The 26,394-nt window shown below is 46.6% G+C and carries 24 protein-coding genes and 2 pseudogenes; 20 read left to right on the top strand and 6 right to left on the bottom strand.

Annotated features, from left to right (window positions below):
• The first annotated feature begins 65 nt into the window (after window positions 1-65).
• Window positions 66-1,832 (top strand): polymorphic toxin-type HINT domain-containing protein, encoded by a 1,767-nt coding sequence (locus B9Y93_RS24910; protein WP_244903446.1) that lies wholly within the window; start codon window positions 66-68, stop codon window positions 1,830-1,832.
• 10 nt (window positions 1,833-1,842) lie between these two features.
• Window positions 1,843-2,331 (top strand): pentapeptide repeat-containing protein, encoded by a 489-nt coding sequence (locus B9Y93_RS16700; RefSeq protein WP_085496186.1) that lies wholly within the window; start codon window positions 1,843-1,845, stop codon window positions 2,329-2,331.
• A gap of 508 nt (window positions 2,332-2,839) precedes the next feature.
• On the opposite strand, the gene B9Y93_RS16695 is transcribed toward B9Y93_RS16700, so the two are convergent.
• Window positions 2,840-4,033, bottom strand: a complete 1,194-nt coding sequence (locus tag B9Y93_RS16695) for a transposase (RefSeq protein WP_085496184.1) — start codon at window positions 4,031-4,033, stop codon at window positions 2,840-2,842.
• A 189-nt stretch (window positions 4,034-4,222) separates the two neighbouring features.
• Between B9Y93_RS16695 and B9Y93_RS16690 the strand changes: the two genes are divergently transcribed.
• Entirely contained in the window at window positions 4,223-5,032 is an 810-nt protein-coding gene (locus tag B9Y93_RS16690) for a phytanoyl-CoA dioxygenase family protein (RefSeq protein WP_085496182.1), read from the top strand.
• A gap of 117 nt (window positions 5,033-5,149) precedes the next feature.
• Here the strand turns inward: B9Y93_RS16690 and B9Y93_RS16685 are convergent, their stop codons facing one another.
• Together B9Y93_RS16685 and B9Y93_RS16680 are read right to left on the bottom strand one after the other, a co-directional pair.
• Complete coding sequence (locus tag B9Y93_RS16685; RefSeq protein ID WP_244903445.1) at window positions 5,150-5,695, bottom strand: methylated-DNA--[protein]-cysteine S-methyltransferase; 546 nt, start codon at window positions 5,693-5,695, stop codon at window positions 5,150-5,152.
• 69 nt (window positions 5,696-5,764) lie between these two features.
• Entirely contained in the window at window positions 5,765-6,325 is a 561-nt protein-coding gene (locus B9Y93_RS16680) for a bifunctional transcriptional activator/DNA repair enzyme AdaA (RefSeq protein WP_085496793.1), read from the bottom strand.
• 453 nt (window positions 6,326-6,778) lie between these two features.
• Here B9Y93_RS16680 and B9Y93_RS16675 point away from each other — a divergent pair, with 453 nt between their 5' ends.
• From B9Y93_RS16675 to B9Y93_RS16645, 7 genes and pseudogenes are all read left to right on the top strand, one after another.
• Window positions 6,779-7,531 (top strand): DeoR/GlpR family DNA-binding transcription regulator, encoded by a 753-nt coding sequence (locus B9Y93_RS16675; protein ID WP_342351865.1) that lies wholly within the window; start codon window positions 6,779-6,781, stop codon window positions 7,529-7,531.
• Window positions 7,532-8,458 carry a 1-phosphofructokinase gene (pfkB, locus tag B9Y93_RS16670; RefSeq protein ID WP_085496178.1) on the top strand — a complete coding sequence of 309 codons (927 nt, stop codon included), beginning with the start codon at window positions 7,532-7,534 and terminating at the stop codon, window positions 8,456-8,458.
• A pseudogene (locus B9Y93_RS16665) lies at window positions 8,455-8,652 on the top strand (PTS sugar transporter subunit IIA); the annotation flags it as partial. The gene pfkB and the pseudogene B9Y93_RS16665, both read left to right, overlap by 4 nt.
• Before the next feature lies 1 nt (window position 8,653).
• A pseudogene (locus B9Y93_RS16660) lies at window positions 8,654-8,872 on the top strand (PTS fructose transporter subunit IIC); the annotation flags it as partial.
• A 377-nt stretch (window positions 8,873-9,249) separates the two neighbouring features.
• Window positions 9,250-10,263, top strand: coding sequence for a UDP-N-acetylmuramate dehydrogenase (locus B9Y93_RS16655; protein ID WP_085496174.1), 1,014 nt, complete (start codon window positions 9,250-9,252; stop codon window positions 10,261-10,263).
• Between the two features lie 241 nt (window positions 10,264-10,504).
• Window positions 10,505-11,392 (top strand): AraC family transcriptional regulator, encoded by an 888-nt coding sequence (locus B9Y93_RS16650; protein WP_085496172.1) that lies wholly within the window; start codon window positions 10,505-10,507, stop codon window positions 11,390-11,392.
• Window positions 11,393-11,480: 88 nt separating this feature from the next.
• Window positions 11,481-13,607: an ADP-ribosylglycohydrolase family protein gene (locus B9Y93_RS16645; protein WP_085496170.1), complete on the top strand. Its 2,127-nt coding sequence runs from the start codon at window positions 11,481-11,483 to the stop codon at window positions 13,605-13,607.
• A gap of 141 nt (window positions 13,608-13,748) precedes the next feature.
• Here the strand turns inward: B9Y93_RS16645 and B9Y93_RS16640 are convergent, their stop codons facing one another.
• Together B9Y93_RS16640 and guaD are read right to left on the bottom strand one after the other, a co-directional pair.
• The gene (locus B9Y93_RS16640) at window positions 13,749-15,095 is read right to left on the bottom strand and encodes a uracil-xanthine permease family protein (RefSeq protein ID WP_085496168.1); all 1,347 of its coding nucleotides are present in this window, start codon (window positions 15,093-15,095) and stop codon (window positions 13,749-13,751) included.
• A 36-nt stretch (window positions 15,096-15,131) separates the two neighbouring features.
• Window positions 15,132-16,496: a guanine deaminase gene (gene guaD / locus B9Y93_RS16635; protein ID WP_085496166.1), complete on the bottom strand. Its 1,365-nt coding sequence runs from the start codon at window positions 16,494-16,496 to the stop codon at window positions 15,132-15,134.
• A 249-nt stretch (window positions 16,497-16,745) separates the two neighbouring features.
• Between guaD and B9Y93_RS16630 the strand changes: the two genes are divergently transcribed.
• The 9 genes from B9Y93_RS16630 to B9Y93_RS16590 all read left to right on the top strand — a co-directional run bounded on the left by B9Y93_RS16630 (window position 16,746) and on the right by B9Y93_RS16590 (window position 24,600).
• On the top strand, window positions 16,746-17,441 hold the full coding sequence (locus B9Y93_RS16630) for a hypothetical protein (RefSeq protein WP_085496164.1): 696 nt from the start codon (window positions 16,746-16,748) through the stop codon (window positions 17,439-17,441).
• Window positions 17,442-17,487: 46 nt separating this feature from the next.
• A complete protein-coding gene (locus B9Y93_RS16625) occupies window positions 17,488-18,204 on the top strand; it encodes a cytochrome c biogenesis CcdA family protein (RefSeq protein ID WP_085496161.1) in 717 nt (238 codons plus the stop codon).
• An 18-nt stretch (window positions 18,205-18,222) separates the two neighbouring features.
• Window positions 18,223-18,771, top strand: a complete 549-nt coding sequence (locus B9Y93_RS16620; protein ID WP_085496159.1) for a redoxin domain-containing protein — start codon at window positions 18,223-18,225, stop codon at window positions 18,769-18,771.
• A 15-nt stretch (window positions 18,772-18,786) separates the two neighbouring features.
• A complete protein-coding gene (locus B9Y93_RS16615; protein WP_085496158.1) occupies window positions 18,787-19,476 on the top strand; it encodes a response regulator transcription factor in 690 nt (229 codons plus the stop codon).
• Complete coding sequence (locus B9Y93_RS16610; protein ID WP_244903444.1) at window positions 19,463-20,551, top strand: sensor histidine kinase; 1,089 nt, start codon at window positions 19,463-19,465, stop codon at window positions 20,549-20,551. The genes B9Y93_RS16615 and B9Y93_RS16610 overlap by 14 nt, the downstream gene beginning before the upstream one ends.
• Window positions 20,552-20,580: 29 nt before the next feature.
• On the top strand, window positions 20,581-21,135 hold the full coding sequence (locus B9Y93_RS16605) for a GNAT family N-acetyltransferase (protein WP_085496154.1): 555 nt from the start codon (window positions 20,581-20,583) through the stop codon (window positions 21,133-21,135).
• A 324-nt stretch (window positions 21,136-21,459) separates the two neighbouring features.
• The gene (locus B9Y93_RS16600) at window positions 21,460-22,872 is read left to right on the top strand and encodes a sulfatase family protein (protein WP_085496152.1); all 1,413 of its coding nucleotides are present in this window, start codon (window positions 21,460-21,462) and stop codon (window positions 22,870-22,872) included.
• A gap of 76 nt (window positions 22,873-22,948) precedes the next feature.
• Window positions 22,949-24,427: a sulfatase family protein gene (locus B9Y93_RS16595; RefSeq protein WP_085496150.1), complete on the top strand. Its 1,479-nt coding sequence runs from the start codon at window positions 22,949-22,951 to the stop codon at window positions 24,425-24,427.
• Window positions 24,394-24,600, top strand: coding sequence for a hypothetical protein (locus tag B9Y93_RS16590; protein ID WP_085496148.1), 207 nt, complete (start codon window positions 24,394-24,396; stop codon window positions 24,598-24,600). Before B9Y93_RS16595 ends, B9Y93_RS16590 begins: the two co-directional genes overlap by 34 nt.
• Window positions 24,601-24,695: 95 nt before the next feature.
• Here B9Y93_RS16590 and B9Y93_RS16585 read toward each other — a convergent pair whose 3' ends face one another.
• Window positions 24,696-24,950, bottom strand: a complete 255-nt coding sequence (locus B9Y93_RS16585; RefSeq protein WP_085496146.1) for a hypothetical protein — start codon at window positions 24,948-24,950, stop codon at window positions 24,696-24,698.
• Window positions 24,951-25,302: 352 nt separating this feature from the next.
• Between B9Y93_RS16585 and B9Y93_RS16580 the strand changes: the two genes are divergently transcribed.
• Window positions 25,303-26,394 (top strand): hypothetical protein (locus B9Y93_RS16580; protein ID WP_139829185.1); only part of this gene is annotated, 1,092 nt, incomplete at its 3' end.

The raw sequence follows: 26,394 nt of genomic DNA, 5'->3' as shown, positions 1-26,394 counted from the left end.
ATATGAGCTATCACTATACGTATTCCGGAAATAAACTAACAAGGCTTAGTCAACAAGTTGGGGATGTGAATGCAAGTCAATATGACTATAAGCATGATGGCAATGGAAATATTGTGTTCCGTACTCAGAATGGACATTCCGAAAGTTATACCTATGACTTCCTAAGCCGTATTATAGGAACGTCCGGTGGAGATCAGTATAAGTATGATGTTCAACTCATTCAAGTGAAGAAAAAGGAAGTAGATGTAAAGTATAAATATAACGGAGATGGACTGTTGGTAGAACGAGAGTCTAACGGAGGGATTACTCGTTACTATTATGATGGCAGCAATATTATTGCAGAAGCGGACATAGTGGATGGAGAGCCTGTCTTCAAAGCGCGTTACATTCGAGGGAACAGACTGGAACAGATTGAATATGCAGATGGAAAGAAAGCATCTGTATCTGTTAATGGGCATGGGGATGTGACAGAACTGCGCGATGAACAAGGCAATCTCCTCAATGAATACACTTATGATATCTGGGGAAATCCACTCGCAACACAAGAAACGGTTCATAATCCGTTCCGATATTCTGGTGAGCTATGGGATGAGGATACAGAACTTCAGTATTTGCGCGCAAGGTGGTATGACCCAAGTGTGGGAAGATTTATTACTGAGGATAGTTATAAGGGGGAACTGAATGATCCGCAGACATTGTATTTGTATGCGTATGTAGCTAATAATCCACTTAAATACATTGATTTTTCTGGTCATGATTACGAACTTCCTAGCTCGAGTCGGTTCAGAGAATTGGCTCAGAACAATGCTTATGTAGGTATGCTAGATTTTTTCCGAACATCGTTTAAGATAAATCAACATAGTGGATACGATGGGCTCCTCAATCCTGCAGCAGCAGAGAACTTAAGATTACTTAAAGCGGGTTATAGAGACTCTAGTGATTCTAATATTCAAAAAGTTATGGAGATACAAGGACTTGCTTTAAGAAATGATGCTTGTAGTTATTTAGTAGGTGGTTGCCAGGGTGGTAGTGCTTTAATTACGGGGCAAGGTGATGGATACTTTAATATCTCTTTGTCTAATGGAACATCTAAAACAAATTACACGGTTACAAAGACAGGGACGTATGAGTGCAATTGTTTTACAGCAGGAACTAAGATATTAACTAAGAATGGTGAAAAAGCCATTGAAGAAATTGCTGTGGGTGATATGGTTCTAGAGAAGGATGATTTGACAGGTGACATAGCATATAAAGAGGTTTTAGGATTATTTCAAAAGAAAGCAAATGAGATTTATTATATTCATGTTGGAGAAGAAGTTATTGAGGTTACTGGAGAACATCCTTTTTGGTTAAATGATGTAGGATGGACTTTGGTAAAAAACCTAAAGGTTGGAGATCTGCTTGTAGCAAGTGATGGTAGTACCAAGAGCATTGAACAGATTAATAAAGCCGAGGTACACACAACTGTTTATAATTTTGAGGTTAAGGATTACAATTCATATTTTGTATCAAACCTTGGTCTATGGGTACACAATTGTACTGTTACTGAAGGAATGATTCGTAGTGCACTTGGAAATGCTGATTTGAAAGCTCAACAAGTTGCTGTATCGCTTCCCGTAATACAAGCATATGTGGATATGGCATTGAGGGGACAAACTGCACCAGCGATTAAGGTCGACAACGGTATTTTGGTAGATGGGTATCATCGTTATATAGCTGGTCTAGTAATAGGTCAGATACCGGCATATAGACCATACTCGGGTGGAAGACCATCGCAAGTAATTCCTTGGGAAAAACTGAGGATAGACCCTGAGGACTGGGGCAATAGATAGGAGGCAAACAATGATAAAAGTATTTAGTCATGCGTTGGATGAACCCATAATAATTAATCTTGATACGCTTGATAATGCGATATTAGATGAAATTAATTTTCATCGGGCAATCCTCAACGAGAGATCTTTAATTAATGTGAGTCTTGTGAAAGCAAACTTGCGGAATGCTGAGCTAAATGGCGCTAATCTTAGTAACTCTAATTTTTCTGATGCCTCGATGATATTGTGCAGCCTGGATGCGGCTAATTTGAATAAGGCAGTATTGCATAGAGCGAGGTGCAATCATGCAAGTTTTAGAAAAACTGATTTGAGTTTTGTTGATTTTACAGATGCGCAAGTAAAGAATGCTTGTTTTGAAGACGCAATACTTCTTGGGGCAAATATGAATTGCATCGGGTTAGGTGAAGCGATTTTGAACGGCGCGAAGTACAATAAATTAACAATTTGGCCTAAGGGATTTAAGCCCGAACTATTTGGTGCAATACTGCAAACAGATTAGTAGAATCTACAATGCGAAAACCTCCTGAAATAACCTAATATAAGGACAGTGGAAAAACAACGAATATGCTTGAACATGAACTGAACCCTTAGAATAGACATTGGAAAAACCCACTGCTAATTTGTTAAACTGCACTTCAATTGTTAGATATAACCTTGCAATTTGGAGTGCAGTTTATTATGGGGCGGATTGTAATATGAAGTGCGACGTTACCATTGAGAAAAACTGGTTTTATGAAGAAAATGAACCAATCAAAATTTCACATATCTTGCTAGGGAATAACCCATAGAAAAGTCAATAATATGGGGGAACGAAAATTTATGAATTGAAGCTTATTAACGACTTTTATTGTTTTGTGCCTAGCTATATTTATTTGAGCATTTTGCATAATTCCGTTTTTGAAGTTTAGGCAGTGGAATTATGGGGCCAATTAAACCATCATTTTAGCTAAATCGACTTCAACTTTGAAAATGGGCAGACCTGCAGAATTTTTACTGGATCCAAAAATTTAAGCGGCGGCTTCCTTGGACTGACGATTCATGGCTAACGCAGAAGCTAGTAACACAATGGCGTTTAGATACTGGTGAGTCTTCACTTTCTGAATTCCCCAGATATGCATGTCGTCTGCCGTAAGATAGGTTTTCATTCTGGAGTTGCATCTTTCTACGCTGGTGCGTTCGTTGTAAAGTTCCTTCCAGCGCTTTGTATCTCGATGCGGGCTGCAATATCGCCGGAGGTCGTCCTTAGCATCTACTTTAACGACCATACCGTAGTTGGATGAGGAACAAGCGCTCATACCTAACGGACAATCGACTTTACTGGTTGCATGAGGGCAGCGGAACTTTAAGTAATCGCCGTCTGCCCCCCAATACGTCATCGCAAAGCCCATTGAGCAACAAGGGGTTCCGTCTGTTTTCATTCCAGCAGGAGGCTCTTTCTCTCCCCGGGGATTGAGAGGAATAATGGCTTGCGCCTTCACATTCCGGGCGGCTTCATAAACCTTCATTTGGTCGTAACCCGCATCGAGCATAAAGAATCTCACACTTGTTTTGGCAGCTGCGATCTCAATCAGGCTTGGAGCCATGTCCCCGTCGTTCACATGTGCAGGCGTGACTTCTAGAGCTAATGGAAGTTCACTTTTCGTATCAACGGCCAAATGAAGCTTGTAGCCGAACCAAGTCATCTTATTGCCGAAGGAATCGAACTTCGCTCCCCAGTTGGCATTGCCAGTCTGTTTGCTTTTCTTCTTAGGCTGCTTTTTTTCGTAAGCATGGATAGCGGCGCTATCGATTGCGACGTGACTTCCGTCAATGATACCATCTTGTCTGCAACGTTCCACTAAGTCATCGAAAAGTTGCTTAGCTAAGTCCTTCTTTGTCAAATTCGCAAAGACTCGGCTTAATGTAGCGATGGACGGCGCTTCACGATCGAGCGGACGCCCGCACTGATAGCGAAACCGAAGGTCGGTGTCCAATCGATGATGTAAGCCAGTAAACGTCTGAATGTACTCCAGAGGAGCAGCTAGAAGGGCCCGCAAAATGCCTTCTCTACAGTGGCCATCAGCCCCTCGGGGTGAACGACTTCTCAGCTCTTTGGCGTATGGACGAAGATCCAAGGTGCTAAAAAAGATAGGCAATCGATCTTTTGAATGCATTATTAGTAGATCTTCAAAGGAAAATAGACTTTCTTGGAGAATATACAAGGTGACTTCCTCCATTCTTGGGGTTTTTGGTTTGGTCACCGAAAAACTTCGCCAAGTTGGGGTGAAGTCCCTTTTTTATGTTTGAAAAACCTTGAGTATCAAGGGCTCAAGTTAATGCAAAATGCTTATTTGGATAATAAAGGTACAATAGAGGTGTTGAATGATCAGTTTCAGGGGGAGGCTCATGCTATGTTAAGAAGTTGCAGCGTGCTGACAGAAGAGCAGCTTGCGCATTATGAGCAAGAAGGGTATTTGATTGTGAAGGGACTGTTTACGCAGGGGGAAGTTCAGGACATCAAGGAAACATTTGATGCGCTGAGCAGCACGGTTGTGTCAGGCTACTTTGAACCAGACTTGAGTGAGGATAACGCTGATCCATTAAAACGATATCCTCGGGTTATGCACCCGCATCGCTTCAACGACAAGGCCAAGAAGTACATGCTGCATTCAGGTGTGCTCGAAGTCTTGAAGGATTTGTATCAGGAAGATGCATTGGCTGCCCAGAGCATGTATTATTACAAGCCGCCAGGATCAAGAGGGCAGGCGCTTCATCAGGACAACTTTTATTTGAAGGTAGAGCCGGGCAATTGCATTGCAGCCTGGACTGCGATAGATCGATCTGATGAGGAAAATGGCGGGATGCTGGTTGTCCCGAAGACGAGCCAGTACGAGATTGTATGTCCGGAAGAGGCCGATCGGAAGGAGTCCTTTACAACACACTATGTGAAGCCGCCCAAGGACCTGCCAATCATTCCGGCTATTCTAGAGCCGGGAGATGTGTTGTTTTTTAACGGCAACCTGATTCATGGCTCGTACCGCAACAAATCGGAGAATCGGTTCCGCAGAGCGTTCATTTGCCATTATGCCAATGCGTCAGCTGTTCGAATTGGAGCAGGCTATCGGCCGTTGTTCCAAGCGGACGGCACGGAGGTGGACTTGGAGGGCAATCCCGATGGCGGACCTTGCGGCATTGAATATGATACCCAATACCCTCATTAAGGTGTCATGCTAATACGTGAAGCAAGAATGTACGGATCTAAGTGATCAAATACGATCAGATGCGATCATGCTAAAAGACCTCACGATTCATGTAAATGAAATCGGAGGTCTTTACGCTTATTTGAGCTCTAAATCCAGCAGCCTTTTCTTCATGTCCAGTCCGCCGCGGTAGCCAGTCAGCTTGCCGTTTTTGCCCAGTACACGGTGGCAGGGAATGGCGATCAGCACCGGATTGGCGCCAATGGCGCTGCCGACTGCTCGAACGGCGGAAGGCCTGGCGAGTTCATGGGCAAGCTCGGAGTAGCTTCTGGTTTGTCCAAATGGAATGTGCTTGAGTGCCTCCCATACCTCCTGCTGGAATGGCGTTCCCTCTAAATCAAAGGGGAGGTGCAGCGCTCGGCTGTTGCCCAAGAGGAAGTTGGACAACGCTTGTACATAGCTATCCATTACCTCTGGATCGTGAACAAGAATATAACTTCCTTTGAATCTTGTATGCAGGAAATAATGCATCTCATCCATGGAGGCTCCTTCAGACCCTACAAAGCACAGCCCCTTCTCGGTAGCAGCTGCTAGCAGCCTCCAGTCTCTTATCGTTAGTTCCGTCCAGTATATTTTTTTCTTCTCCTCTTGCTCTTTATGAAAAGGTGTACGGCGCATGCTCATATCTGCTCCTCCTATTCCTTCTACATTCTGTTATAAACTTGCTCTTACCTTCGCAGCATAGGACACTGCTCAATCCGGTGTGCAGACGTCATTCATGGTGTTGCTGGCTTTATTCTCCCGATAGGCGGAAGGGGTCATCCCTGTTTTTTGCTTAAACAACGTCACGAAGTAAGACACATTGTCCATGCCTACCTTTGCTCCAATATCTGCGATGCTCTCCTTGGTGCCGCGAAGCCGCTCTTTGGCATGCTGAATGCGCACTTCCTGAACATACGCATTCGGGGATATTCCCATCAGCCGCTTGAAGGTTCGCTGCAGATGATAAGGGCTGCTATGGCTGATGTCTGCCAGCGTATTAAGCGTAACTGGAGACGCATAATGATCATCAATATAGGTCTTAACGATGTCAATCCATTCTTGTTCAGGCAGCCTTACACCTGTTGGCTTGCAGCGCTTGCATGGACGAAATTCAGCCTGTAGAGCTTGCTCTGCATGCTGGAAAATGAACACATGCTCCTTCTTTGGCGGCCGCGATTTGCATGACGGACGACAGAAGATGCGTGTTGAAGTAACTCCGTAGAAGAATTGGCCGTCATACGCGCGATCATTAGCAATAACGGCCTGCCACATATGATCTGGAACAGCAGCAGCTGGTATGGGCCCGCGAACTATGGCTTTTACCTCTTGAGCATTATGATCATCCTTGTTATGATCGGTTATGATTGATTTAGTATTGCTTTTGATCGGATTGACTTCGGTTCCATGATCTAGATGGTTCATTGCTCTTCCCTCCATCTGCTCGCTCATCTAATGTAAGTATAACCTTGAATGAGGTCTGCTGTACCTTATTTTGATTGTAATCGCAAGATATCGAAATAAATGCAGCAGCTGCTGCATGATGTGTACTACTGCATAACCGTGGATGGATAACGGTTAATCATAATCAAATGCACTATAATAAACGGATTTGAATGATTTTGAACGGAATATCATTTATTTTTAATCGATATTGATTGTAAATGATCGAAAATGATTGATTTTTGTTGGCGGTTTCATTACAATAGCATTGAAGGAGATGAAGAGATGTTAACTCCAGAGCGACATCGAATGATATTGGACATGCTTCAGGAGAAGGGAATCGTTAAGATTCAGGAGCTTGTTCAAGCGACAGCTTCCTCAGAAGCGACTATTCGAAGAGACCTAAGTCATCTTGAGAGCGAGAATCTGCTGAAGCGCGTGCACGGCGGGGCAGCCTTGCTTCAAGGCAAAGGAATGGAGGCTTCGTTAAGTGAGAAGTCAACGAAGCAGCTAAGCGAGAAGAAGCGCATCGCCCGATTGGCCGCTTCCTTGATTCAAGAGGGAGATTGCATCTACCTCGATGCGGGAAGCACAACGTACGAGATGATTCCTTTGCTGGTGGACAAGAAGATCACGGTCGTGACGAATGGACTCATGCATCTCGAATCTTTGTATGAATATGACATTCAGGCTTATGTGGTTGGCGGCAAGATTAAGGGCCTTACAAAGGCGCTGGTAGGCAGTCAAGCGATACGAGGCTTGCAGGATTACCGATTCGACAAGTGCTTTATTGGAACGAATGGCATTCATGAGGAGCTTGGCTATACGACGCCAGATCCTGAGGAAGCGAGCATCAAGAAGATGGCTCTTCAATTATCCGAGCAGCGTTATGTCATCGCAGACCGCAGCAAGTGGAACAAGGTATGCTTTGTGCAGTTTGCAGCGATTCAGGAGGCAGCGCTTATTATCGATCAGCTCGAACAAGATGAGGAGAGCGCCATCAGCAACAAGACGACAGTAATAAAGGTTGTGGAATAAATGATCTATACCGTAACGCTCAATCCGTCTATTGATTACTACGTATATGTGGACACGTTTCAGGTGGGCGGCTTGAATCGAATGAGCCATGACATCAAGTATCCAGGCGGAAAAGGAATTAATGTATCACGGGTATTGTCCCGCATCGGGATTGAGACCAAGGCGCTTGGCTTTATTGGCGGCTTTACCGGCCGCTTCATTCAGGAGGTGCTGACTCAAGAGGGGATTGCAACCGACTTTGTTCAAGTCGATGGGGATACTCGAATCAATATTAAGTTGAAAACAGCAGAAGAAACAGAGATTAACGGCGCAGGTCCTAACATCTCTGCAAGTCAGCTGCAGGAGCTTTTTGGAAAAATTGAAGAGATGGACAATAGCGATACACTCATTCTGGCAGGAAGCATTCCTTCAAGCTTGGATGATAGCTTGTACAGCACTATGATGAAGCGCTGCTTGGATAAAGGCATTCGCGTCGTTGTAGATACGAGCGGCAAGGCGATGCTTGAACTGCTTCGTTACAAGCCATTTCTTGTAAAGCCTAATCAGCATGAGCTCGGGGAATTCTTTGGTGTTGCTGTCAATACCTTGGAGGAAGTCATTCAATACGGCCGCAAGCTCGTCGAGAGGGGCGCACAGCACTGCATCGTCTCCATGGCAGGAGATGGTGCAGTACTGATCACAGCTGATGAAGCCTATGTGGCGAATGTGCCGCAGGGTAAGCTGATTAATTCAGTAGGCGCAGGAGATTCACTTGTAGCAGGCTTTATTGGCACGTTTGTACGAACAGGGTCTGTCCAGCAGGCGTTTGCCTATGGCGTGGCAACGGGGAGTGCAACGGCATTTTCCACCGATCTATGCACGCAAGAACGGATTGAAGAACTGCTTCCACAAATCAAGCTAACACAGGCAGGGGAGAGAACTTCATGAGAATTACAGATCTTCTGAAGCAGGATACGGCCATTCTGGATCTTCAGGCACAAGGGAAAGAGGCGGTCATTGATGAGCTGATTGCAAAGCTTAATGAAGGGGGCCGCTTGGCTGATTCGCAGGCCTTCCGTGAAGCCATCATGCTTCGTGAAAGCCACAGCACAACTGGACTAGGCGACGGCGTAGCTATTCCGCGCTGTAGCTGACCCGATCCGTGTGCTGACAAGCTGCATCTTAGGCTCTGCAATCGCTGGCGGCATTGCTATGGCCTTTGGCATCACGCTTCCAGCGTCGCATGGTGGTATCTTCGTCATCGCACTTGTGAACAAGCCGCTGATGTATCTGCTAGCCATTCTTATCGGTTCGGTTGTATCCGCATTCACGCTTGGTGTCTGGAAGAAGAAGATTGCGTAAGGCCAAGTCTGAACCGTCCGCTAGATACGATGCGAGAATTTGCTTCATAAATTGTGAGGTATCGTGAATAGATAATAAATACAAATCTAAGAAGAGCATGATTCAATCTGAGAGGTCGTGATGCTGTGCTGGTGCACAAAGCATCAGGACCTTTTTTTGCATCATAACAGGCTTTGAATTGAGATAGGATTAGCAGTTTCATCCACTCTCAGGATTATGTCGCCATAGCAGGCAATATCCTGTAAAATAAATAAGATAGCGAGCTCTGTTCATGAGCTTTTGCAAAAGTGACTCCTGTGCCTAGTTGTGCGTATAATGATACAGAGGCACTGAAGGTAGATGAAGTTGCTTATAGTACATGCGAGGAGAAACCAATCATGATCTCACATCAACGATTTGAACATATGCTTAAAAAGCAAACAGCACTATCCCAATACTCGACCTATGAGATTGGGGGAGAGGCCCGCTACTTAGCGGAGCCTAATACGACAGAGGACCTGATCCTGCTGCTTGATCAGGTAGAGAAGAAGGGGATGAATTCCTTTATCTTCGGCTCAGGCTCCAACATCTTGTTCCCTGATCAGCCGGACCCAGATACACTCTTCATCTCCATGCGAGATCATATGGAGGCGAAGTTCCATGACAACAAGCTGTATGTCTCGGCTGGAATGCCAATGTCCTCGCTCGCTTTGATCGGTGCGATGAATGGCTTTCATGACTTTGATTTTACATTCCTGCTTCCAGGCACATTTGGCGGCGGCATCTTCATGAATGCGAAGTACTTCAGCCGTCAGATGAGCGATGTGCTCGACACGGTGTATTATTTGGATCTCGATCATATCAGCCGCGGCGTGCAAGCGATTCAAGCAGAAGACTGCGAGTTCGGCTACAAAACGACGATCTTCCAGAAGCATCGTTGGTTTGTAACGGGGGCGGACCTTAAGCTTGAGGGAACGGTTAATGATCCTCAGCTGCTGAATACGATACTCGATCAATTCAAATCCCAGTTGTATCATCATTCCAGCCTTGGCGCATTTTCTTCCTATTATATCGGCCATCTGGAGCAGCTTCGCTCGCAAGGCCGCAAGATTACAGCCATGGAGGATGTCATCACGGATCGTGTTGGCAAGAAGCATTTTGACTATCCATCCTGCGGCTCTGTCTTCAAAAATAATTATGATTATGGGGTGCCAATCGGCAAGCTTGCGGATCAGCTGAATCTTCGCGGCACCGAGTACGGCCGTGCCATGATCTCGCCGAATCATGGCAATATGATTCAGAATCGCGGCGGCGCCAAGGCCTCTGACGTGGTTCATCTGATTCAAGTCGTACAGGAGTCGATTGACAAAGCATTTGGGTTCGTGCCAGAGCCTGAAGTCGTTATTGTATAATTGCATAATCGAATCATAAGCAAGCCTGCATAAAAGTATGCAAGCTTGCTTTTTTATGCGGAATACACACAATGGACTCATGAGGTGAAGGGTCGCATTCGTTCACAACCATAAAGGTATAGTGGCAGATTACAATTAAGAAATTATCGGTGTGGTTCAGGGCAGATAATGCTTATAATTGTAGCTAAAAGGATAGAATTGCAGTTCATCATTGTAATGACGGGGGAGTGAGTGCTGACCCATGAAGCTTCATATTGAATATCCACATGACATTCCGATGAATGCCTTTCAGTGGACGCCAAGCACGCTGCTTGAGCCTTTCCATACGCATCAGAGCTTGGAAATTGGAGTATGCCTTTCTGGTTCAGGCGTGTTTTATTTCGAGCAGAAGCGCTATCCCGTACGCTCAGGGGACGTCTTTCTTGTCAATCAAACCGAGCTGCACATTGCTCAGGCTGATCCTGATAATCCCTGCACCTTTATTTTTGTTAATTTTGATCCGGGTGTTCTGCTTGTAGAGGATGAGAAGCTGCTGCTGTCGTACAGCTATCAGTCCGAGCAGTTCCAAAATCATATCGCAGCCGATACCGAACTTGCCAAAATGATTCTGCCTCGAATGCAGATTATGCTGGAGGAAATGAGGAATCAGGAGATCGGTTTTTTGTTGCGCGCGCGTTCTGTGCTGATTGAGATTCATGTACTCTTTCTTCGCAATTATATGAATCAGATTTCCTCGGATCAATGGAGAAGATTGAATGAATCGTATCGCGAGCTTCAGATGATTCTTCATTTTATCCATGAGCATTATAGGAATGATATCCAGCTTGCCGATGCAGCGAAGCTTGTCGGTTGGTCAGCGGGACGCACGTCCCGTTTTTTTCGAGCGTGCATGGGGCAGAGTCTGAAAGATTATATTCAAGCGCTTCGAATACGTGCGGTGACCAAAAGGCTGGTGAGCTCCTTTGACTCGATTAGCAAGCTTTGCTTTGATTGCGGCTTTCAAAGCATGGCGAGCTTCTATCGCGCCTTTCAAAAGGTGACGGGGATGTCGCCAAAAGCGTATCGAGAAAAATATTGCCTTGGGAACGTTTTTGAGAATTGGGAAGCGGATAATGAGAAGCGGATGTAAACCTGGCTCAAGTATAATAAGGGCGTGAAAGACAACAATACGCAGAATTTGGCATCATGTACCTTATGAATACGACAGGAGGCAGGACATGGTCACCTACCACTCGGATTACGCTGAGCGAGTCTATGCAGGCTGGCTAGGCAAGATGATCGGCGTTCGCCACGGGGCGAATATTGAGAACTGGAGCTATGAACGGATCGAGCGGGCATTTGGCGAGATAACCGGCTATTTGTACGACTTCAAGAACTTTGCTGCAGATGATGATATTAACGGTCCCATCTTCTTTATGCAGGCGCTTAGAGACTTGCCGCTTGGAGAAAAGGTGTCCGCCAAACAAATGGGAGATACGTGGCTCAATTATATTGGGGATGGCCACGGCTTCTTCTGGTGGGGCGGCTATGGCAAATCAACGGAGCATACAGCCTATGACAACTTGAAGGCAGGGATTGAAGCACCGCGATCGGGATCGATGGAACAGAATTCGAGAACGGTCGCTGAGCAGATCGGCGGTCAGATCTTTAGTGATGTGTGGGGTTTGCTTGCACCTTGCGATGAGCAGGAAGCAGCGGACTTGGCGGGCAAGATGGCATCTGTATCTCATGATCAAAATGGCATCTACGGTGGGCGCTTTGTGGCAGCCTGCTGTGCGGCGGCCTTCCATGCGAATTCCATTCATGAGGTTATTGTTAGAGGGCTGTCGACGATCCCACAGGATAGTGAATATGCTCGTGTTGTTGCGGATATGGTTCGCTTTCATAATGAGCAGCCAGAGGATTGGCGCGCTTGCTTCCGCTACGTACAAGCGCATTATGGCTACGACCGCTATCCAGGCGTATGCCATATCATTCCGAATGCGGCAGTGGTCGTGCTTGGACTCTTGTATGGAGAAGGAGACTTCAGCCGGTCCATCAACATTGCGAACATGTGCGGCTGGGATACGGACTGCAATGTAGGTAACGTCGGCGCGATTCTAGGTGTGCTGGTCGGGCTGACTGGCATTGATGAAGCTTGGCGCAAACCAATTAATGACTTTGTATGCTTATCAAGTCTCATTGGTTCACGCAATATTCAGGATCTCGCGAATGTGGCTAAGGAGACGGTTGCGATTTCGAAGCGCTATTTTATAGGCAAAGAGATTGCTCACAATCAGGGCTTGCATGCGCATTATGATTTCGAGCTTCCGGGCTCAACCCATGCCTTTCGCAATGCGGGGCCGGACGGGGCCATGCTCATGACATCGTGCGTGAACACCGATGCTGCCGCTTATTATGGTAAGCGCTCTCTTCAAGTATGCTTCAGCTCACTGTATGGCGGCGGGAGCTATCGCACTTTTTTACAAACGTATTATACGCCAGAGGACTTTAATGACAGTCGTTACGATCCAAGCTTTACGCCATGCTTTTTTCCTGGACAGACCCTATCGATGCATGTCTATGTTCCACGAGGAGAAGAGGAGCATCTGGCGGCACGCTTGTATGTGCGCAACCTTACAGATGGCACGTTCCTGTATGGAGATAAAGTAGAGCTTCCATTAGAGGAGTGGATCTGTTTAAGGTGGACAGTTCCCCCTATACCAAATGCGGTCATTGGGGAAGTTGGAATTGAATGGATTCCGCTGGCGGAAATATACATTTCGCCGAAGTCGCTTGTTGCTTATATCGATGAGGTAACGTTTTCGGGACAAGCAGAGATTCATCAATCCTTTCAAGCGTCAGCAATGGAAGTGTGGAATCCGCTCCATCGAGAGGTGCGTCAGCTGACCTATCTTAGAGGACTTTGGACGTTAGAAGACGGAAGGCTGACAGGCAGCGGGGCGACCGGAGACATTGAAGCCTATACGGGAGGACACTACTTTAACGATTATACGTTTGAGTCGACGCTGACGCCGCTCACGGGCTCTTCACATGGCCTTTTATTCCGTGTGCAAGGAGCGCTAAGAAGCTATGCTGCTCTGATTGAAGACAATCATCTTCTGCTGTTGAAAAAGAAAAGGCAAGGCTGGACTGAGCTCGCGAAGGTCCCTTATGTGCTCCAGCATCATCGTGAACTTACTCTATCAGTGAACGCGAGAGGCAATCATTTTGAAGTACGGGTTGATGGCAAGCAGATGTTGGACTATATCGATAATGACCATCCCTATCTGAATGGACAGGTTGGCTTTATCAACCGCAAGGGAAGCCGAACCGCTTATGCGAGCTGTTCTGTTCAATCCTAGTAGGGGAGCAGCATTCGCATAACGTCTATGAGATATAGAAAAAGAACTCCTTATATCTGCAATCCGCAGACGTATAAGGAGTTCTTTCAATTAGACGACATATTTGAATGTGCAGCTAATCGATGACACATCTATCGAATGTTAGCTAGCCTTCTCACCAGGCAATATCTTATTCAATAAGATTGCAGCCAGAGAAGCTGCAAGGATCGGCGAGCCTAAGAGATATTGCACAAACGTAGGCAGCGAATACAAGTAATCTTTTGGAATCAGCACGAGCGCAAGTGTAATGATCATCGGTATGGCGATGATGTACATTTCTTTCTCGCCGATTCTTTCGTTTTTGATCACTTGCACCCCGTTTATGGCGATAATGCTGCACACAATGGCAAATACCCCACCGATGACAGACGTCGGAATGGAAGAAATTAAAGCAGCTAATTTGCCTGAGCAGCCGAAGAGGACGAACCATCCTCCTACCGCAAGAAAGACACGGCGGCTTGCAATACCCGTGATGGAAATAATACCGGCATTGGTGGAATAGCCTGTTACAGGAGTAGAACCGACCAAAGCTGCGATGAGACAGCTGATCCCTTCACCGATTACCCCTTGATTTAGGTTTTTATCCGTTAAAGGCTTATCGATAACGTTGCTGACGGCAAACCACGTGCCCGTCGTTTCAGCAAGCAGCACGAAGTATATGATCACCATCGTGATAATTGCTGAGAAATTGAACGAGAAGCCAAAGTCGGCAAATGGAATCTGCGGCATGCTGAACCACTTAGCGTCTCGAACGGCTGAGAAGTCCAATACGCCCATTGCATCTGCCGCAATACATCCGACAACCAACGCGACCATGACAGACGTTGTGCGGAATACCGTTCCTTTTTTACGAAACACAGAACCTAGAATAACGAATAAAAGAAGGGCGGCGCCTGCAATAAGGGCTAGCAGCACATTCTGATTGATTGTCGCATCCGTTGCGCCATAAATATTGTCTCTTATCGCAACAGGCAGCAGCGATAAGCCCACGATAAAGATGATCGTTCCCCCTACAATTTGCGGGATGAAAGATTTGACGATTTTATTGAAGACACCTGTGTAACCCAGAATAATGACGAGAATCGAACCTATCAAGCTTGCTCCCAAGACGGAGTCCCAGCCTAACTGCCCGCCGCCGCTAGCCGCATAAATACTGACGATGGCACCAAGCGGAACGTAGGAAGGCCCTTGTGCGATCGGCAGCTTCATGCAGAAGTACGTTTGCACGATCGTTCCAATGCCGGCTGCAATGAAAGTGGATTGAATCAATGCGCTGGATTGGCCGGAAGATAAACCAATTAGCATCGCGATCAGGAACGGTACGACATAGACATCCATAGCGATGACATGCTGCAGCCCAAGGATAGCGGACTTGCCGAATGATAGTCTTTGATCCGGTGAGATTGTTAATTGTGGAGCGTGATCTTGTTTGTCTGCTTGTGTTTTCACTTTGATGTACACCTCAAATTTGCTCGTTTTATAGGCTTAACGCGAATGAACCTTCTCGCCCTGTATCCAGACTTCACGGATATTTTCAGGTCTAGATAGATACATGATTTTTTGGAAAATGTCGTGTAAATCTTCATTCGCATCATAGATCGGCAATTTAGAGGAAGGCACATTCGTATCAATGACTTGTACATCCCATGCATAATTCGCTTGGATCCGGCCGATTGGCAAGCTTAAGCTCTCGCCTCCGCCAGCTGTGGCCAGATAGAAGGCTTCATCAATCGTAATGCGTGAATCAGGTACGCCGCGCTCATGGGCAGGAAGAGACGGGTTGACCCCATCTTCTAGCATTCTAGAAGAAATGACGGCTTGTCTGATGTTATCGAAGAGGCTAGGTGAAAAGCCGCCGGAAATATCCGACCCCAAACCAATCTCAACCCCTTTGTTATGGAAATGAGCGATAGGGATCACACTGTTCGCAAAATAAGCATTCGATACCGGACAATGCGCAACAGCCGTTCCTGTCTCTGCAAACAAATCAGCATCATGGTCATCTAAGAAATTGCAATGCGCCATGACAGACTTATCACGCAGCAAGCCAAAATCATGCAGCGCAAAGGCATCGTTCTTTTGGAACCGATCTCGAACATAGCCATGTGCCCAGTCGCTTTCACTGCAGTGGGACTGTACATAGGTATCATACTTGGCCGCGAGCTCTCCGAGCCCTTTGAGTGCTTCATCTGTGCAGCTTGGAATGAATCTAGGTGTCACAACCGGGTAGACCCCTTGTTTTGTCGATTGCGCTAATGCTTGTACCGCAACAATAAATTCCTCTGTATCTAGTAGAGCTGTTCTCGTATCCAGATCACGATAATACGCCGGATTCTGCTCGGGATCATCCATAACCACTTTGCCAACTAGACCGCGCTGGCCTTTCTTCGCACAGATCTCAGCCAACAACAAGCTTGCTTCTTTATGCACTGTGGCAAAGTAAAGGGCAGTCGTCGTGCCGTTGGCGATCAAGGTGCTGACAACATCACCGTATACTTTTTCCGCAAAGCGAAGATCAGAGAATTTGGACTCCAGCGGGAAGGTGTATGTATTCAACCAATCGTATAGAGGAATGTCTAATGCAGTCCCCGATTGAGCCCATTGAGGTGCGTGAACATGCAAATCGATAAAGCCAGGCACGAAATATTGGCCTCCTGCCAAGGGATGGAAATTGTTCTTGCCTTGATAAGCATCAAGCAAGGTCTGATAGTTCGTATCCTGAGGTGCGACAATCTGTTCGATCATTCCGTTGTCGTTAACCAGGAACAGATGGTCTTTTAGTATCTGTGTTTCTTTAGGTGATTTGCTAGAAAATGCAGTGCCTTGAAATAAATGCATATTATTTTCCATAATTACCGCCTTAAAGTTCGTTTTTCAAGATGTATTCGTTATTATAATCCTGTAAAAATGATAAGTCTATAACAGAATACGAATATTAATTTGTAATTTCTGTGAGCTTGTTAAGATATGTGATTTGTCGTCATTCTTATTTTCAGTAAAAAGTCGGTCTTTGATGTTCGTTTAGCATGCAGCACTTGATGGTGTTTATCGAATCTTAACAATCCACTCCTATATTGTAAGCAAACAACTTGGGAGGGAATGGTGGAACGCGTGCAGGAAGCAATGTATATAGGGCCTTTCATGATCAAGCTTGGCTGGATTGCCGTCGCAATAGCTGGGCTATTCGCTTATCTTGCCATCAAGAAGCGTCTGGAGGGACAGGGGGGCATTCGTCATGTCGTTATTGATGATTTGTCGAGTGCGGCCTTTTATGGATTTATGATCTGGAAGTTTAGTTTTATTTTATTTCATCCATCGACGATTGCAGATAACCCCATCGCAATTGTGTACTTTACAGGTGGAGAACGCGGGATGTGGCTTGCCATTCTCTTTAGTGTGTATTTCCTCTATCGACAGTCAAGACGAAGAAGGATTTCATTTTGGATATATGCAGATGTTGTCATCGTGGGCTTGCTCGTCTATTTGAGCGCAGCGTCTCTCTTTCCGATCATCGACCGTCTGGAGTGGTGGAATCCATATATGGTTCAGCTGAGCTTGTCCTTTATGCTGCTTATGTGGGTGTGGAGGAAGCCATCAGGTGTTGGACATCCAGAGGATACGGTGCATGCTTGGCTGTGGTTTTGTATGGGTCAGGTCTTCTACCACTTTTTCAACCCTTATCACAAGACGATTCTATTCGGACTTTCTATGGAACAATGGATCTTCCTCATGATTGCGGTTGTGTGCGTTTTCCTTCCAAATATGAAGAGGAAGCATCGCTTTAATGAATCTTAACAATTCGAATATAGACTCGAAGCAGATGACAGATGGAGGATAAAAAATGAACGATATTACGATCTTATTTGCGTTGATGGCGGGGCTGCTCTCCTTTTTCTCCCCTTGCATCTTTCCGCTGCTGCCCGCTTATGTGGCCAATCTAACGGGTTCTTATGCCCAGAACAACAAGATTCAAGTATCGAAGAGCATGCTCATGTCTCGATCGATCAGCTTTGTGCTTGGCTTTAGTGTTATTTTTATTGCGCTGGGGGCCTCTGCCAGCTTTATAGGTCAGTTGTTTTCGGAGTACCGCGGTGTGCTGGAGAAGATTAGCGGCATTCTTATCATCATCTTTGGGCTTCAGATGGCCAGGATACTCAATCTGAATATATTTATGCGTGAGAAGCATTGGGAAGTGAAGTCAAATGAGCGCAGCAGGAGCTGGAATTCCTTCGTGCTGGGCATGGCTTTCGGTACAGGCTGGACGCCATGTGTGGGTCTTGCGTTGTCTTCTATTTTACTCTTGGCAGGATCATCAGACACGATGTACAGCGGCTTGCTGCTGTTGTCCTTTTACTCGTTAGGCTTAGGCATTCCTTTTTTGCTGCTATCCCTGCTCATTACTTATTCCTTGGGGGTGGTCAAAAAGATCAATAAGATACTGCCTGCCCTATCATTAGTGAACGGGTGGATCATGATTGTGATGGGCGTCCTGCTGTTTACGGGACAAATGACCAAGATCAGCGCTTGGCTCGCTTCGTTTACGCCATTTTTATACTGAGAGAGGATGAACTAAAGGATGAAAAGAAACCTTATTGTTATTGTGGTGCTGTTGGGCCTTGTAGGCTATGGATGGTATGATTCCATTAAGGATAAGCAAGCTGCAGTGACGAATAGCGGCGATAATGGAATGACCATTGGCATTCAGCAAGGCAATCTCGCACCTGACTTTGAATTAGACATGCTGGATGGAACGACTGTGAAGCTTTCAGATTATAAGGGGCAAAAGGTATTATTGAATATGTGGGCTACCTGGTGCCCGCCATGTCGAGCGGAAATGCCGGATATGCAAACCTTCTATGACGATTATAAGGATAAAGGTGTTGCGGTGCTCGCTGTAAATATGACGCAGTCCGAGAAAAGTGTGGAGCAAGTCCCGATGTTTTTGGAACAATACGGAATCAGCTTCCCCGTACTGCTGGACGAGCATAATGAAGTGGCAAATAGGTATCAGGTAAGGTCTTTGCCAACGACCTATCTGATCAATTCTGAAGGGATCATCGAGCAGAAAATTATTGGACCGATGAATAAAGAGATGATGAAGAAGGAAGTTTTGCAGCTGCAATAAATGTGAGGTGAGCTTATGTCGACAAAGGAATCGGCGATCTTGGTTGTCGAGGACGATGCTAAGATACGGAATCTGATCAGCTTGTACTTGGAGAAGGAAGGATATGCGGTGTTTCAAGCCAGTGATGGGGAGGAAGCGCTGGAAGCATTCAAGCTTCATCATCCTTGTCTGGTCATTTTGGATTTGATGCTGCCTAAGCTGAGCGGTGAAGAGGTATGCACACGCATCCGGACAGACTTGAAAGAAGATGTGCCTATCATGATGCTGACGGCGAAGGTGGAGGAGCAGCACAGAGTTGGGGGCCTGAGGTTAGGAGCGGATGATTATGTGACGAAGCCGTTCAGTCCTGCTGAGCTTGTTGCCAGAGTAGAGACCATTCTGCGAAGAACAGGGCAGCGGTGCAGCAAAATCACTTATCGCGGGCTTACTTTGAAGACGCAGCGAGGTGAGGTGCACTATAACGGCGAGATCATTCCGCTTACGCAGCATGAATTTCGGCTGCTTCATTTTTTAATGCGGCATCCAAACCAAATCCTTACTCGGGAGCAAATGATCGCTGAACTTTATCCGCATCAGGAAAAGGTTGTTATTGACCGAACCATCGATGTTCATATCGGAAAGCTGCGGGAGAAGCTAAGTTATGATGGAGATCGTGAGCTTATCGAGACGATAAGAGGAATGGGGTATCGATTTGTGGCGTTTTAATAGGGACTCTGTAAAGATCAGCATCCTATGGAAGCTTATTATTATAAATGGCATCGTGATTGCGATCGCGATCAGCTTAGCAGGTGTATCGGTAAAGGATTACGCCTGTTTGCTCTTTGCTCATTATCCTGCAGTCAGTCAGGAGGAAAGCGCGCTGTTTGCCCAGACGATGCAGGGATTTCTGGTAAAAGCAAGCATATGGGCCGTGCTGCTGGCGGGGATTGTTCATTACTTTTTTGTACGGCGTCTGCTTCGTCCATTGAATAAGCTCGGAGAGTGCACACGGCAAATGGCAAAAGGGCAATCGCCTGAACCGCTGCCGATTCAATATCAGGATGAGATTGGCCAGCTGACCGCAGACTTCAATCAACTTAGTCAGAAGCTTAAAGAGGTTGAAGCCTTGAGAGAAAAAATGGTGTCTGACATCTCGCATGAGCTAAGGACACCGCTAACGAATATTAATGGCTATCTAGAGGCGCTGAGCACAAATATGATCGAGGGCAGCACGGAGCTCTTCCAATCGCTTCACGAGGAGTCTCTTCGAATAACCCGGCTTGTAGAGCAGCTGCATCAATTGAATGTATGGCAGGCAAAGAAGGGACCGAAGGATATAAGCTCGCAAACGATAAACATGAATAAGCTGATCGACGATTGCATCGATCACTTCTCTTTGGAACTCAAACGCCAGAGCATGGTACTGGATCGAAGCGTCGAGGCGGCAGAAGTTGAGGGCAACGAGGATGGTCTTAAGCAGGTCATTCATAATCTGCTCTCGAATGCGCTCCAATATGATCGAGGGGGATGGACAAAGGTAGAAGGCCAAATCATGGAGAATGGTTATAAGGTTACGGTGACGAACGAAGGAAATCCCATCCCGGAGAAGGAAAGAGCAAGGCTGTTTGAACGATTCTACCGCTTGGATTCATCACGAAGCAGAGATACCGGGGGTTCTGGTCTTGGTTTATCCTTGGTCAAGGAGATTATTGAGCAGCATCATGGTAAAGTAGGAGTAGCATCTGAGGCTGGCGTGCATTCCTTCTGGTTTACGATTCCAATGAAGCATAATCAGGAATAACCACATAACCTGAAAAGCGAGGTGTAAGCTTGAGCGTATTTAAGTATATAGAGACAACTAAGAGATTAGAAGTTAGACCATTAAGAGAGGATGACTATGCTCAATGGCTTCGTGCCTATAGCCAACGGCTTCCTTCCCGGCATCGGCATGATGAAGGCCCTATTGATCTAAGCGACTGCCATGAAGCATGGTTTGTGCAAGTGGTTCATAAGCATCAGGAATTGGCAGCCGAAGACAAGGCCTATGTGTTTGATATTTTTCGACATGAGGATGGCGCGCATCTAGGCATGGTGGACTTCTCGACCCTTGCTAGAGATGATTTTGCATGGGGAAGAATCGGATACACGATTCATAATCAGCATTGGGGAGCAGGATATGGCAGAGAGGCGGTGCAAAGCGCGCTGACGATTGCCTTTCGTGATCTGAACTATCACCGAATTGAAGCGCATATCAATGTTGATAACATGGCTTCGATTCATTTGGCTGAACGAGTAGGCATGACGTTTGAATGCATACGAAAGGGATTTATCTATGAATTTGGCGAGTGGACCGACAATCTTATCTATTACCGCAATGCTGAATAATCCGTGCTAAGTGCGAGATTGGCTTGATTTTTAGCCGCTAAAGAAATGACGCAGTGGTTCGACATGCTGCACGAAAATGCTGTAAGACAGCAAAGACAATCTCGAATCAAAAAAATGTTATCGATATCTAATATACCGACACAGTGCAGAGGTCTGCTGATATAATAAAAGTAATCATAAGGTAGAGAACAGGATGGGGGTGAATAATGTTCGTGGAACGTGGTGAGCAGCTTCAGGTCATGATTGTGTCTTGTTAATCTATTAATTACTAATCGCTAGTTGCATTGAAATCATAAGAAAATACCTCATGGGAGGTCCCATCACATGGATCAATCGAAGCGCAAAGCGCCTAACATTGTATTTATTATGAGTGATGACCATGCGGCTCATGCGATGAGCTGTTATGAAAGCGTCATCAATGAAACGCCTAATATTGATCGAATAGCGAAGGAAGGGACGCGATTCGATCACTGCTATTGCACGAATTCAATCTGTGCGCCCAGCCGAGCCTCTATCTTGACAGGTACATACAATCACCTGAACGGTGTGCGAACCTTGTCTGACCGCTTTGATGGACGTCAGACAACTTTTCCGAAGCTGCTGCAGCAGGCTGGCTATCAGACCGCTATCGTTGGCAAATGGCATCTCGGACATGGCGGTGAAAGTGATCCGACTGGATTTGATTATTGGAACATTCTGCCCGGACAAGGTGACTACCATGATCCGATCCTCATCGAAATGGGGGAGAATAAACGCCATGCGGGTTATGTTACGGATGTTATTACGGACCTGACCATCGATTGGCTGGGAGCACGCGATAAGGACAAGCCGTTCCTTCTGATGTGCCATCATAAAGCGCCTCATCGTCCATGGATTCCTGATGAAAAGCATATGCATTTATATGAAGATATGGATATCCCTGAGCCAGCGACCTTCCATGACGATTATTCAAATCGGGCCCGGGCAGCTTCGGATGCGCTGATGCGAGTGGATCGGGATCTGACGAGGACGGACCTGAAGATGGACCCGCCGGAGGGATTAACGGACAAAGAGCGCAAGAGCTGGAACTATCAGCGCTATATCAAGGATTACTTGCGCTGTGTAGCCTCGATTGATGACAATGTCGGCCGATTGCTGGATTATCTTGATGAACAGCAGCTGACAGAAGATACGATTGTGATCTATACCTCAGATCAAGGCTTCTTCTTAGGCGATCATGGATGGTACGATAAGCGATTCATGTATGAGGAGTCGCTTAAGATGCCATTTGTCATGCGTTATCCGCGGGAGATTTCCCCTGGCAGCATCAATAAAGAGATGATCTTGAATATTGACTTTGGGCCTACATTCCTTGATTATGCCGGGATCGAAGTGCCCCAGGAGATGCAGGGAAGAAGCATGCGCTGTCTGGCAAGAGGTGAGCAGCTTCCGGATTGGCGGCAAGCCATGTACTATCGCTATTGGATGCATATCGATGAGCATCGGGTGCATGCTCACTACGGAATACGAACGAAGCAGTTCAAGCTCATTTATTATTATGCTGATCCGTTGGATACCTCTTCGCAGAGCTACGAGCCGATTCCGCCTGAATGGGAGCTGTTCGATCTGAAGAAGGACCCGCATGAGCTTCTTAATGTGTATCATGATCCGGATTATGAGCAGGTGGCAGCGCTCCTGACGAAGCAATTGCAGGAACTGCAGACTGAGGTGCAGGATACGCCTTATGATGGGCAATAGATGCTATACGTAGGGGAATAGATTCAAAAAACGAAGCGCAAGAAAACTTATGCAGTGGAGAGGGGATAAGACAGCAATGCATACACAGCATACACAGCATTCCAGCAGCAAAAGAAAGCCTAATATCATTTACATCTTAGCAGACGACATGGGATATGGAGACGTGTCCTGCCTGAATGAGAACTCCAAGCTGAACACCGTTCATCTGGATCGGCTCGCATCGCGCGGCATCGCGTTTACAGATGCGCACTCCAGCTCTGCCGTCTGTACGCCATCTCGCTATAGCATCCTGACGGGAAGATATAATTGGCGCTCGGAATTGAAGGATGGGGTGCTTGGCGGCTACAGCCGTCCCCTTATTGAACAGGGACGCATGACCGTCGCATCGATGCTTCAGGAAGCGGGATACCGAACAGCTTGCATTGGAAAATGGCATCTCGGCATGGAGTGGAGCCTGAACAGTGACGATATTACGGATGTGGACTACACGAAACCGATTACGAATGGCCCGACAGCTTATGGCTTTGATTACTATTACGGCATTAGTGCTTCATTAGACATGCCGCCGTACGTTTATATTGAAAATGACCGGGTAACGGCAATGCCAAATCGCATCACCAAGAGCGAAACGGAGCTTGGATGGTGGAGAGAGGGACCAACGGGAGAGGACTTCATTCATGAGGAGGTCCTGCCTCGCTGCACGGAGAAGGTATTGGATTGGATCGACCAAGCAAAGGATGATCCGTTCTTTATCTACTTCCCGCTGCCAGCACCGCATACTCCGGTGCTTCCTACAGAAGCCTTCCAAGGGAAGTCTCAGACCAATGCCTATGGCGACTTCGTACTAATGGTGGATGATGTAGTGGGGCAAGTGGTTCACAAGCTTGAGGAATGTGGACTTGCGGACAATACGATCGTGGTCTTTACAAGTGACAATGGCTGCTCACCGGGAGTTGGTATAAAAGGGCTCGCTGAGCTTGGCCATCATCCTAGCTATGTCTTCCGCGGCTATAAGGCCGACATATTTGAAGGCGGACATCGGATTCCGCTTATTATGCAGTGGCCAGAGCAGATACGAGGGGGCCAAGTATGTGACGAGCCTGTCTGCTTAGTGGATCTAATGTCCACCACAGCCGATGTGCTCAAGCTCTCGCTCCCGGATGATGCGGGAGAGGACAGCGTAAGCAACCTGCCGGTATGGCTTGATCAAGAGCTCAAACAGCCTTTGCGTGAGGCGATCGTTCATCACTCGATCAATGGTTCATTCTCGATACGCAAGGGCAAGTGGAAGCTTGAGCTGTGCCCAGACTCTGGCGGCTGGAGCTATCCGATGCCGGGAGAGGCACCCGAAGGCTTGCCAGCTGTTCAACTGTATGACCTGAGCCATGATATTGGCGAGCAGCATAATGTATGCGAAGTGTATCCTGAGATTGTACAAGAGCTGACCAAGCTGTTGTCAAGCTATGTCAAGAACGGAAGAAGCACTCCAGGCGCCCCTCAGCCTAATGCTGGCGGCATGGAATGGGTTCACAGCTTGGAGTGGCTTGTGAAGTAGCTGATGCAGGGCAGGTGAACAGGAAGGTTGAGCGGAAGGCGGTAAATTTGTGGAATGATTCGTTTGTTATCTGCTTCACGCTTTCTGTTGATGAACGGCATGATGAGGAATCCAATATCATGAATGAGACGAAGTATCCTAATGTCATGCATGATAAGGAATTCGAGCGATGAATGACTAGTAATACAAAAGGGAAGGCGCTGTAGCAGTGCCTTCCCTTTTGTTGCTTCGTCATAACCAGATAATTATCGATAACTTCTGAGATCTTCTAAATGGAATCCGCATGTCTTGCATGGAGCTGCCTGCGATGCTTGCCTCGGAAGGCAAGCTGCTTCGTGTCTGTTGCCTTTTCTACACGCTCCGCTGGCGCATCCTTGCATTTTTTGCATACCTTGATCTGATGGTTCTCTTTATCGCTGACGGTATATAAGAGCTTAATTCGTGTTGATAGACAGAGCGGACAAGTTCCCCGTCCCTTGGAAGGCGACTTCCATAATCCTTTTCCTCTATGCGTCTTTGCCAATCCTGATGCCCCCTTTATATAGGCTGTACCTGACCAGCAGGTATATTTAAAGTATAGGGGGATATGGGTTAATATGGTATTTACAGAATGGATATAGGGATTTATTACAAGTTCCATATGTTCCTGCGGGGAAATACATAAGGATTGGAATTTGACATATTTAATGCGGGATATTGTAATAATATGTGATATTATGGAAAATAATATCATCTGTTCTTTCTGTGAAGTTCGTTATAAATACGATCATAAGCTATGCATTTCTATTAAGTGGAGAGAATAACTTCGATGTGAGGCAGCTGAGTCATTTTTCCGATGATGGAAATGATTGTTGTATCATAGTCGGAGGTGTCCCGTGAACGTTCAAGCAGATCCAAATAAAATCGAAGAACTCTCGCAGCATTTCAAGCGCTGGAGAAGAGAGCTGGAATCGAGCTATGTACAGATGGTCAATGTGGCGAATCGTACCGCTGGTTCTGCACGATCCTCATATTCTGAGGATAGCGGGGTGCGGATCGCAGCCAATCAAGTCGAACGATTAGCGCAAGAGATTCAGCGTGAGGCTAGGGAACTGGTAGGGAGATTAGAAGAGCAATCCCGGCTGCTGTATCAGGCGGCTGGCGAGTACAGGCAGCTGGAGCGCGAAGCAGAGCGGAAGCTTCAATCCTCAGAATCTTCTCGCTTGCCCACAGAGTTAAATCGCTTTATTTCTCAAGGGGTACACGCTGGCAGTGGGGCTTTAGCGCCTATGAGCGTTCAGATGCTGCCAGCGATGAAGCAATTGTATCGCATTATGGATCAGACCTCCTTTGTCAGGAAGCTGATGGATATGCTGCTGTCCAAGCAGGTGGCTGTTGTGCATGCTGACCCTATGGTCGCGGAATGGCTTCGTGCCTTATCGGAAGGTACACCAGAAGAGAAGGAAGCGGCTCGCTTAAAGCTCTCTACGATTGCGACGTCTTTGACCGCGATCAAGGAAGCCCAGCAGGAGTACAGTGTATACCACTATTTCGGGCGCTCGGGTTATATGGACGAAGCGCATGTGCGAGCGAATGAAGCAAGGGAGAAGCTGCGAGCACTAGGAGTGGATGATACCTACTACAATGAGCAAGCCAAGCTAGCGGGAACGAACCTGCTGGATTCGCTGGAAGCCTGCCGCTACAATCCGCTGAAGGACGACGGCTCGCCGATGCCGGAGCAAGCAGAGCTGCTTGCATATATTGTCGAAGTAATAGCCAAGGGGCAGGTTGATCCTCTGGATGCCTTGCAGTATCAACTGCTGGAGGAGAAGCTAAGGAAGATCAAGAGTGGAGAGCTTCCGCCAACTCATTTGCCTGATGGGACGCTGATTAATGAGAACAATAAATGGAACGAGACCACCTTTGCTTATTTTGAAACATACATCAAGCATGAAGGAATGGAAGCGCCGCTTACCCACTATGACAGC

The sequence above is a fragment of the Paenibacillus aquistagni genome, assembly GCF_900177815.1.
Classification (GTDB): domain Bacteria; phylum Bacillota; class Bacilli; order Paenibacillales; family Paenibacillaceae; genus Paenibacillus_B; species Paenibacillus_B aquistagni.
The sequence above is the reverse complement of the archived record's forward strand: the minus strand, read 5'-3'. Positions and strand labels throughout refer to the sequence as shown.